Origin of the sequence: Streptomyces sp. NPDC001634 (assembly GCF_040298185.1) — a bacterium.
Lineage (GTDB): Bacteria > Actinomycetota > Actinomycetes > Streptomycetales > Streptomycetaceae > Streptomyces.
Window position 1 is genome coordinate 1 of the sequence record NZ_JBEOZU010000165.1, and the last position, 10,211, is coordinate 10,211.

The following is a 10,211-nucleotide window of genomic DNA, read 5'->3' on the forward strand; positions in this document are numbered from 1 at the left end:
GTGACCGCTCCCGGCTGCCGATCCGGCCAGTCACCAGCCACAGGGCCCTCCCCGTCATCACCGCCTGTTTGTGCCCCCTCAGCGCCATGGGCGGCAACACCGAATCGCCCTGACGGCGATTCGGCTCCCCCCTGCCCCGCTCCGCGGGAACGGGCATTCACCCCCGGCCCTGAAGGACCGGGCACCTTACCCGAAAGCAAGGTGGACCGTCCTGCTCGAGAGCATCGGGGTGGCGGGGTCCTGGGGCCCGATCGCCGGCAAGTTCAAGCCGATGACCGGCGGCATCGTGTTCTGGGCCAGGCCCGGCACCATCCGGCTGCGGCCGTGGAAGCGGGTGCCGTTCACCGACGGTGACCGCCGTACCGTCGCCGACGTACTGCTCTACCTGGCCTTCCTCGTCTGTCTGCTGACGGGGATCCTGCTGCCCGGCGCGCCGAGCTCCTCGCTGACCGAGGCACTGCCCGACAACACGTCGGGGCTGGTGCGTCCGGCCCTGCTGATCGCACCCGTCGTGCTGTATGTGCTGATCGGTCTGCGGGACAAGACGGTCTTCCTGGCCGCCCGGGGCGAGCAGTACCTGCCTGCGCTGGTGTTCTTCGCCGTCCTGCCGTTCACCGACATGATCATCGCGGCGAAGCTGCTGATCTGTGTGGTCTGGATCGGCGCCGGGGTGTCGAAGTTCGGGCCGCACTTCACCAACGTCGTCTCACCGATGGTCTCCAACAGCCCCTGCGTCCCGGCGAAGTGGCTCAAGCGGCTGCACTACCGCGACTTCCCCCGCGACATCCGCCCCTCGAAGGTGGCCACGTTCATGGCGCACGCCGGCGGCACGGCCGTCGAGATCCTCACCCCGCTGGTGTTGCTGTTCTCCACGAACCGGTGGCTCACCCTCGCCGGGGTGGTGCTGATGGTCGTCTTCCACCTGTTCATCACGTCCGCCTTCCCGCTGGCCGTGCCGCTGGAGTGGAACATCCTGTTCGCCTACCTGTCCGTCTTCCTGTTCCTCGGCTTCCCGGCCCGGGTGGGCTACGGCATCGGCGACATGTCCTCGCCCTGGCTGACCGCCGGGATCGTCGCCGCGCTGGTGTTCTTCCCGGTCCTCGGCAACCTCCGTCCCGATCTCGTGTCCTTCCTGCCCTCGATGCGTCAGTACGCGGGCAACTGGGCCTCAGCGCTGTGGGTGTTCGCGCCGGGCGCCGAGGAGAAGCTGAACACGCTGCCGCACCGCCCGACGAAGAACCAGGTCGACCAGCTCCGGGCGATGGGGTATCCGCCTGCGGTCGCGGAGATCACCATGCAGCAGACGATCGCCTGGCGGTCGATGCACAGCCAGGGCCGCGGCCTGTTCTCCGTGCTGCTGAAGAACCTCCCCGATCTGGACCGGCGCACCGTGCGCGAGGCCGAGTTCGGATGCAACTCCCTCATCGGGTTCAACTTCGGCGACGGCCATCTGCACCACCTCGATCTGATCAACGCCGTGCAGTCCCGGGTGGGCTTCGCCCCGGGTGAGTGGATCATCGTCTGGGTGGAGTCGCAGCCCATCCACCGCGGGATCCAGCACTACCAGGTGATCGACGCCGCGCTCGGGGTCATCGAGCGGGGCACATGGAAGGTCGCCGACGCGGTGAAGGAGCAGCCGTGGCTGCCGAACGGCCCGATTCCGCTCGACGTCACCTGGAGCCGCGAGGAGGCGAGGGTCGCACGGCTCGAAGTGACGGAGGAGCTGGCACCGTAGGCGAGGGGTGATGAACCTCCGGAAAGGCAGGACGACATGAGTACAGCCACCGTGGTGGGCGCCGGGCCCAACGGTCTGGCCGCCGCCATCGCCCTGGCCCGGGCGGACGTACGGGTCACCGTGCTGGAGGCGGCCGACGAGATCGGCGGCGGCACCCGCTCCGGCGAGGCGATCCTGCCGGGACTGCTGCACGACCACTGCTCTGCCATCCACCCCATGGCCGTCGGCTCGACGTTCCTGCGGAGCCTGGGCCTGGACCGGTACGGGCTCACGTGGGCGTGGCCCGAGATCGACTGCGTACATCCGCTCGACGGCGGTACGGCCGGGGTGCTGCACCGCTCGGTGACCGGGACCGCCGCCGGTCTCGGCGCCGACGGCCGGGTCTGGCGGCGGCTGTTCCAGGGCCCGTCGGCGGCGTACGACGCCTTCGGCGACGACATCATGGGCCCGCTGCTGCGCCTTCCCCGGCATCCCGTCCGCCTCGCCCGCTTCGGCATCCCCGCGCTCGCCCCCGCGTCGCTGCTGGCGAAGGCGTTCGGGACCGAGGAGGCCAGGGCCCTGTGGGGCGGGGTCGCGGCCCACGCCTTCCATCCCCTGGAGCGGCCGCTCAGCGCGAGCATCGGACTGGGCATCATCACCGCGGGGCACCGGTACGGCTGGGCCGTCGCCGAGGGGGGCTCGCGCCGTATCACCGACGCCATGGCGGCCCTGCTGCTCGACCTGGGCGGGAAGATCGAGACCGGGGTACGGGTGCGGTCCGTCGCGCAGCTTCCGCCCGCGGACGTGACCGTGTGGGACGTGGCGCCCACCGCCCTGGCCGACATCCTGGGCGGTCTTCTGCCGCCGCGGATCGCCCGCGCCTACCGGCGCTACCGGTACGGGCCGGGGGCGTTCAAGGTCGACTTCGCGGTCGAGGGCGGTGTCCCCTGGAGGTCCGAGGCGGCGCGGCGGGCCGGCACGGTGCACGTCGGCGGCACGTACGCCGAGATCGCCGCGACCGAACGGGACATCCACGCCGGGCGGATGCCCCAGAGGCCGTTCGTCCTGGTCGGGCAGCAGTATCTGGCCGACCCTTCCCGGTCGGTGGGCGACGTCCACCCCGTGTGGTCGTACGCCCACGTCCCCCATGGCTACACCGGTGACGCCACAGCGGCGATCATCGCGCAGATCGAACGGTTCGCCCCGGGCTTCCGGGACCGGATTGTCGGTACCGCGGTGCGCACCACGCCGGGGTTCGCCGAGTACAACCCCAACTACGTGGGCGGCAACATCATGACCGGGGCCACGGACGTCCCCCAGCTCGTCCTCGGGCCACGCCCCACGCTGCAGCCGTACGACACCGGGGTGCCTGGCCACTATCTGTGCTCCGCGGCGACCCCGCCCGGCCCCGGCGCGCACGGGATGTGCGGGGCCCATGCCGCCGCACGGGCCCTGCGGTATCTGGGACGGTGGCCGGGCAACCGGCCCGGCGGTGTCGCCTACTTGTAGGCGCCGAAGGCCTTCGAGAAGGCGAACTTGTCCTGGAGGACCGAGCTGCACGTCGCGTCCGCGTTGGGCTTGGCGCCGCCGTCGCACTGCTTGTCACGCGTGGCGGACCACATCGACAACCAGCCCAGGCCCTTGGACTTGGCGAAGTTCACCAGCTGGGTGGCGTCGTCGACCTTGAAGACCTCGCTGCTCACGTCGTTGACGCCGATCATCGGGGTGACGGCGACGGTCTTCCAGGCCGCGCTGTCGGAGAGCCCGAGCACGCTCTTGACCTGGGCCTGGGTGGCGGTGGCGGCCTGCTCGGCGTAGGTGCCCATGTCGCCGTTGTACGAGGCGCCGTAGTCCATCGCCATGATGTTGACGGCGGAGATCTTCACGCCGTTCGACTTGGCGTCGGAGAGGAGGTTCACACCGTCCTGGGTCAGGCCCTCGGGCATGACGGGAAGCGTGAACGAGACGTCCAGGCCCGGGTGTTGCTGCTGGAGCTTGGCTATCGCCTGGGCACGACGGGTGTTCGCGGCCGTGTTCGGCAGCGCGCCGCCCTCCACGTCGAAGTCGACCTTGGTGAGCTTGTACGCGTCCACGGCCTTCCCGTACGCCGTCGCCAACGCGTCCGCGGAGGAGCACGTGGTCGCCAGTTCCGAGCCGGAGGCGCCGCCGAAGGAGACACGGACGTCGCCGCCCTTGGCCCGCAGGGCGCCGATCTGCGCGGCGACGGCGTCGCTGCCGAGGTCGCTGACGCCGCCCCACTTGGGGGTGCAGCCGCCGCCGTCCGTGATGAAGGCGAGGTTGTAGTCCTTCACACCCGTCGCATCGGCGGAGGCGACGAGGTCGAAGGCCGGGTACAGGGACGTGTCGACGTACGGGGCGAAGCCGGCGCTCGTGGTCGTGCCGGTGCCGGACGACTGGGTGGGGGTGGGGGACGGTGCGGAGGTCGCCGTGGCGGTCGGAGCGGGAGTCGCCGTGTGGGTCGGGGTCGGCGTCGGCGACTGGGTGGGGCGGCCGCTGGGCTCCGGTGTCGCGCCGTCGTCGGCCGAACACTTCGCTCCGTCGATGACGCATCCGGTCGGGTCGCCCGAGCCGTTCACGACGAAGCCGACGGTCACCGACTCGCCCGCCGCCAGCCCGTCCTTGTCCCAGGACGGCGGCGTCACGGTGACGTGCCGGCCGCTCACCGACGAGGTGCCGTCCCACAGGGAGCTGAGCTTCGCACCTGACGGCAGGTCGAACTGCAGCTTCCAGTCGGCCTTCCTCTGACCGCTGTCGTTCGTGACGACGTACTGCGCGGTGTAACCCGTCGACCACTCGCTGGTCTTGGTGTACACGGCGCCGACGTCGGCTGCGTGCGCGGTGCCGGTGAGCAGGACCGCTCCGCCACCGACCACGGCCGCGGCGACGGCGCCGCCGATCGCCTTGTTCCGACGGCTCACATTGCGCCGGTGCGTACTGCTCATCGCGTGCCTGCCTTCACTGCTCACGGGGGGTGGGATGCGGCAGCACGCTAGCGATCCGGAATCAGGCAAACCGCGCCATCCGGACGGCAGTTGAGGATCTTAGGGTGCGCTTAAGGAAGGGATCGGGGGCGGTTAAAGGTAGAGACCAATTTGCCGCTCCTGCGGCGGCGTACGCGGTGCCCGCGCCGAACGGGCGCCCGGCCATCGAGCTGGATCCAGATCCGCACCTCCGTGCCGCCCAGCACCGACGAGCCGATCCGTACGTCCCCGCCGGTCGACTCCGCGAGCCGGCGCACGATGTCCAGGCCGAGGCCCGTCGAGCCGTCGCTGCCCGAACCGCGGCCGCGGGCCATCGCCGCCTCCGGGTCGAGGATGCCGGGCCCGGCATCGGACACCAGCACGATCACCGCGTCCTCGCCGTTGTGCACGTCGACCGCGAACGCCGTGCCCTCCGGGGTGTGCCGGAAGACGTTCCCGAGCAGCGCGTCGAGCGCGGCCGCGAGGTCGGCGCGGGCGACGGGTATGCGCACCGGCCGGTCGACCCCGGCCACCCGCCACTTGCGGCCCTCGTCCTCGGCGAGCGCCGACCAGAACTCCATCCGCTCGCGCACCACTTCGGCCGCGTCGCAGCCGGCGCCCGGCCCCGCCGCCGCGGTCTGCGGCTTCGCCTCCCGCGCCGTACGGATGATCGTGTCGACCTCGCGCTCCAGCTGCGCCACTGCGGCCCGCGTCTGCTCGGCGGCCGGCCCGTCGCCGAGCGAGGCCGCGTTCAGCCGCAGCACGGTCAGCGGCGTCCGCAGCCGGTGGGACAGGTCTGCCGCCAACTCCCTTTCGTTCGCGAGCAGCTGGACGACCTGGTCGGCCATCGAGTTGAACGCGACCGCCGCCAGACGCAGTTCGGTCGGCCCCTCCTCGGGGACACGCGCCCCGAGCTTTCCCTCCCCCAGTTCGTGCGCGCCCTCGACCAGGCGCTGTGCGGGCTGCACCATCCGTACGCCGAGCCGGTCCGCGACCGCAACCGAGCCGACGATCAGGGCGAGGCCGACCGCGGCGAGCACCGCCCAGGCCGTACCGACGCCGTTCGTCACCTCGGACTCCGGGACGTACACCTCGACGACGGCGATCGCACCCGTGCTGAGCGCGGTGGGCTGCAGCAGCGTCGAGCCGCCGGGGACCTCGGCGGTGGAGGCCCGGCCCAGTCTGCGTGTGGTCTCGATGTCCTTGCCTGCGGCGCGCTGCCGCCCGATGTCGACCGCCTTCGCGCCCTCACCCGCCGGTATGTGCACGGCGATCCCGTTGTCCGAGCCCGCCGAGGCGACGACCTTCTCCAACTGGTCCCGGTCGGTGGTGATGGACAGCGCGGGCGCGATCGCGGCGGCCTCCCGCTCCGCGTTCGAGAAGGCCCGGTCGCGCGCCATCTCCTTGATGACGAGCCCGAGCGGGACCGCGAAGGCGACCACGACCATCGTCGTCACCGCCACGCACACCTTGACCAGCGCCCACCTCATGGCAGCGGCTCCGTCCTCGGCGGTTCCAGCTTCACGCCGACGCCCCGCAGGGTGTGCAGATAGCGCGGCTTCGCCGCCGTCTCGCCCAGCTTCCGCCGCAGCCACGAGAGATGGACGTCTATGGTCTGGTCGTCTCCGTACGACTGCTGCCACACCTCGGCGAGCAGTTCCCTGCGCGGTACGACGACGCCCGGCCGGCCGGCCAGGAAGGCGAGCAGATCGAACTCACGCCGGGTCAGGTCCAGCCGTACACCGTCCAGTTCGGCGTGACGGCGCAGAGGGTCGATGGCGAGGCCGCCGACCCGGATGACCGACGGCGGCGCGGCGTCCGCGGCAGCGGCACGGGAGCGGCGCAGCACCGCAGCGATGCGCGCGGACAGGTGCTCGACCGAGAACGGCTTGGTCAGATAGTCGTCCGCGCCCGCGTTGAGCAGGCGGACGATCTCCGTCTCGTCGTCGCGCGCGGTGGCGATGATCACCGGGACATCGGTGATGCCGCGCAGCATCTTCAGCGCCTCGGACCCGTCCAGATCGGGCAGTCCGAGGTCGAGGATCACGACGTCGAAGAAGAGATGGGCGACCTCGCGCAGCGCCTCGAGCGCCGTGCCGACGCTGCGCACGGTGTGCCCGGCCTCGGTCAGGTGCCTGATGAGCGCCGAGCGTACGAACTGGTCGTCCTCGACCACGAGCACACTTGCCATGGGCGGCACCGTACGCCATGCGAACGAGCCAATCCGGGGCCTGTGGACAACTCCCGGGCGCCAACGGGACAAACGGAACTGTGTGCGACTCGTGAGACACCCGTGGGGCGCGTGAGGCAATATGGCCGGGATGCTCAGAGGATTCGTACACCTCCTGGCGTGGTCGCTCGCCACGGGCGCGGCGGTCACGCTGTCGTGGTGGGGTGTCCACACGGTGATGGCGGGCACGGCCTACGACCCGCCGCGCGCCCTGCCCATCACGGCGGCCGGGGCGACCACACAGGGTGCGAAGCCGGTGACGTCGTCGACGGAGCGGCCCGAGGTGTCGCAGAGCCCGAGCAGGAAGTCCACGCCGAGCCCGACGCCGAGCCCGTCGAAGAAGGCCGGCACGAGCACCGGCCCCAGCACCTCCCCCACCGCAACCTCGCCCTCCTCCTCGTCGGGCCGGGTCAAGAGTTACGACACCGACGGCGGGCGGGCGGTCTTCGACCTCGGAACGACGTCCGCGACGCTGGTGTCCGCCACACCGGGGTCGGGCTGGTCGATGCAGGTGTGGAAGACGGAGACCTGGATCCGGGTGGAGTTCACCTCGGGCGCCGACCGGGTGTCGGTGTTCTGCACCTGGCACGACGGCCCGCCCCATGTGGAGATCGGGAACTACTAGCAGCCCTCTCGGTCCGTCGGATTCAGCGGAAGACCGAGGGCGGCGGCGCCGGTGACGCCACTGCCGCCGCGTCCGTGACCGCCGCCGCGCCGCCCGTGAAGTCGGTCAGCGCCCTGCCGTGCTCCACGCGCGCGGGGTGTGGGTCAGAGGCGGCGCGGCGGGTCAGTTCGGCGACCGGAAGCGGGTGGGCGCAGGCGACCAGGACCGCGTTGCCGAAGCGCTTGCCGCGCAGTACGGCCGGGTCGGCGACCAGCGCGACCTCGGAGAAGACGGCCGCCGCGGTCGAGATCTGGCCGCGCAGATGGGCGAGGGGCGGGCCGTCGGCGAGGTTGGCCGCGTACAGTCCGCCGTCCTTGAGCGCCCTGCGCACATCGGTGAGGAACTCGACCGACGTCAGATGCGCCGGGGTGCGCGCCCCGCTGAACACATCCGCGATGACCAGGTCCGCCCAGCCGTCCGGCACCTTGGCGAGCCCCTCGCGGGCGTCCGTGGAGCGCACCCGCATGCGGGCGTTCGGATCCAACGGCAGGGCACGGCGCACGAGTTGGACGAGCGCCGTGTCGCGCTCGACGACCTGCTGGGTGGACCGGGGACGGGTGGCCGCGATGTAGCGGGCGAGGGTGAACGCGCCGCCGCCGAGGTGCACGGCGTGCACGGGACGGCCGGGCGGGGCGGCCAGGTCGACGATGTGGCCGAGGCGGCGCTGGTACTCGAAGCTCAGGTATGCCGGGTCGTCGAGGTCGACATGCGACTGCGGGGCGCCGTCGATGAGGAGGGTCCAGGCGCGCGCCCGGTCCCGGTCGGGTATCAGCTGGGCGAGGCCGCCGTCGACCGCCTCGACGACGGCTTCGGCGGTGTCTCTGCGCCGCGCGTTCCGTGACCTGCCCATCCCGCCATTATCGGGGGGAACCAGGAGGGCGGCTCATCGGCGGATTCCAGGGACCGAGGGGGTGGACGCGGGGCGTCCGCACACGCTCACTGACAGTTGTCGGCAGCCTCGATCAGCCGGGCCGCCTCACCGAGGGCCTCGCGCAGGACAGCCGGGTCCGTGGCCAGCTCCGCGTCGCCCGGCGGAAGCAGCCAGCCCGTGCCCTCGACCGGGGTTTCCGGGGCGACGAGGCTCATGCCGCGCCCGTCCGTCTGTGTGCACGTGCTGCCCGGGACGTCCCATGCGTCGGCCGTGCCGGGCGGGACCAGGAAGCCGAGGGTGTCGCAGCCGTCGTCGTGGAGGACGGGCCCGACGCAGTCGCCCGCGCCGCGGCGGAGGATGTCGACGGCTTCGAGGCCCTGCCGGACGGGGACCGTCACGAGGTCGGGGGCCTGGAGCGGCGGCGCGCTGCACTCCGGGTTCGCCATGTGCCTCGCGGTCGACGGCTGCGTACGGAACTCGGTGCCCTGCCTGGTCTGCATCCCGGCCTCCAACAACGGAACCCCTCCTCGTCGTCCTCGTCGAGTGAGTTGGGTCGGGAGTTCGGGGGGCTCCCGGTCCGCAGGGCTCAACGCGCCAGAGCGTCAACGGCTACGGCACAACGCTGCCGCAAAGGATGGCAGTTCATGGCAGATCACGCATGAGATATCCGGTTTGTAGCCAAACCTCGCATGACGCCGCTCGCGGGGCAGGTACGTTCTTGCACCGCCGGACCCAGGGACCAACTGTCACCACGCGGACAACTCATCCCCAGTCCGGCATGGTTCGACGGTTCGCAAGAGAGGGCCCGGCCATGACCTCGTCCCCTTCCCCCCGGCCACCGCGGCCGAACCTCGCCTTCCGGCAGCTGCGCGGACAGCGCTCGCCGGGCGAGTTCGCCGCGGCGGTTCGACGCGCCGCACGCGAGATCGGCGAGCGGGTCAGCTGCGACGCGCGCTACATCGGACGCGTCGAGGCGGGCGAGATCCGTTGCCCCAACTACGCCTACGAACGGGTGTTCCTGCATATGTTCCCCGGTCGCACACTCACGGACCTGGGGTTCGCGCCCCGCTCCGCGGTACGCGGCCGAGGGGCGCGTACCGCAGACGACGCGCCCCCCACTCACATCACCAGCCGTCCGTACGCCCCAAGTGAGACACACGAGGCGCACGAGACGTATGACACGTACGAGACGCACGAGTCGTACGGCACGCACACGTACGACGAACAGAACCACGAGGAGAGCGACGTGCAGCGTCGCGCATTCATGACCGGCGGCACCGCCACGGTGGCGGCTGCCTCCCTGGGCCCCTTCGGGCTCACCTTCGCCGGCCCGGCAGCGGCCGCCGAACGCCCAGTCCACCGTACGGGCTCGTCCGAGGCCGGCGCGCTCGAGGAGGCCGTACGCAGGATCCGCCTGCTCGACGACCGGCACGGCGCGGACGGCCTCTACCGGCGCGCCGCGGCCCCGCTCCGCGCCGCGTACGCACTGCTCGACGCGGGCACGACCCGGCAGGCGGTCACGGACCGGCTGTGCGCGGGCGCGGGTGAACTGGCCATCTCGGTGGGGTGGCTGGCGCACGACTCCGGGCGCTTCGACGACGCCCGCTCACACTACGCTGAGGCGCTGGCCACGGCCCGGATGTCCGGGGACCCGGCCCTGGAGGCGCATGCCTTCTGCAACACGGCGTTCCTCGCGCGCGACGCGGGCCGGCCGCGGGAGGCCGTACGAGCGGCACAGGCGGCCCAGCGCG

9 protein-coding genes are annotated in these 10,211 nt (G+C 71.7%); 4 read left to right on the forward strand and 5 right to left on the reverse strand.

Annotated features, from left to right (window positions below):
* Positions 1–70: 70 nt before the first annotated feature.
* Positions 71–1,735, forward strand: a complete 1,665-nt coding sequence (locus ABT186_RS46370; RefSeq protein ID WP_351930437.1) for a DUF3556 domain-containing protein — start codon at positions 71–73, stop codon at positions 1,733–1,735.
* A gap of 36 nt (positions 1,736–1,771) precedes the next feature.
* Positions 1,772–3,223, forward strand: a complete 1,452-nt coding sequence (locus ABT186_RS46375) for a phytoene desaturase family protein (protein ID WP_351234357.1) — start codon at positions 1,772–1,774, stop codon at positions 3,221–3,223.
* On the opposite strand, the gene ABT186_RS46380 is transcribed toward ABT186_RS46375, so the two are convergent.
* From ABT186_RS46380 to ABT186_RS46390, 3 genes are all read right to left on the reverse strand, one after another.
* Positions 3,214–4,677, reverse strand: a complete 1,464-nt coding sequence (locus tag ABT186_RS46380) for a glycoside hydrolase family 18 protein (RefSeq protein WP_351930439.1) — start codon at positions 4,675–4,677, stop codon at positions 3,214–3,216. The genes ABT186_RS46375 and ABT186_RS46380 overlap by 10 nt on opposite strands.
* 110 nt (positions 4,678–4,787) lie before the next feature.
* Complete coding sequence (locus ABT186_RS46385) at positions 4,788–6,185, reverse strand: sensor histidine kinase (protein ID WP_351234361.1); 1,398 nt, start codon at positions 6,183–6,185, stop codon at positions 4,788–4,790.
* Positions 6,182–6,886, reverse strand: coding sequence for a response regulator transcription factor (locus ABT186_RS46390; protein WP_351234363.1), 705 nt, complete (start codon positions 6,884–6,886; stop codon positions 6,182–6,184). The genes ABT186_RS46385 and ABT186_RS46390 overlap by 4 nt, the downstream gene beginning before the upstream one ends.
* Positions 6,887–7,016: 130 nt before the next feature.
* On the opposite strand from ABT186_RS46390, the gene ABT186_RS46395 reads away from it, so the two are divergent.
* The gene (locus ABT186_RS46395; RefSeq protein WP_351234365.1) at positions 7,017–7,550 is read left to right on the forward strand and encodes a hypothetical protein; all 534 of its coding nucleotides are present in this window, start codon (positions 7,017–7,019) and stop codon (positions 7,548–7,550) included.
* A gap of 22 nt (positions 7,551–7,572) precedes the next feature.
* Here the strand turns inward: ABT186_RS46395 and ABT186_RS46400 are convergent, their stop codons facing one another.
* Together ABT186_RS46400 and ABT186_RS46405 are read right to left on the reverse strand one after the other, a co-directional pair.
* A complete protein-coding gene (locus ABT186_RS46400) occupies positions 7,573–8,439 on the reverse strand; it encodes a spermidine synthase (protein WP_351930441.1) in 867 nt (288 codons plus the stop codon).
* Between the two features lie 86 nt (positions 8,440–8,525).
* On the reverse strand, positions 8,526–8,906 hold the full coding sequence (locus ABT186_RS46405) for a hypothetical protein (RefSeq protein ID WP_351234380.1): 381 nt from the start codon (positions 8,904–8,906) through the stop codon (positions 8,526–8,528).
* A gap of 365 nt (positions 8,907–9,271) precedes the next feature.
* Between ABT186_RS46405 and ABT186_RS46410 the strand changes: the two genes are divergently transcribed.
* Positions 9,272–10,211, forward strand: a 940-nt coding sequence (locus ABT186_RS46410; RefSeq protein WP_502973542.1) for an NsdA family TPR-like regulatory protein, incomplete at its 3' end; no start/stop codon positions are given.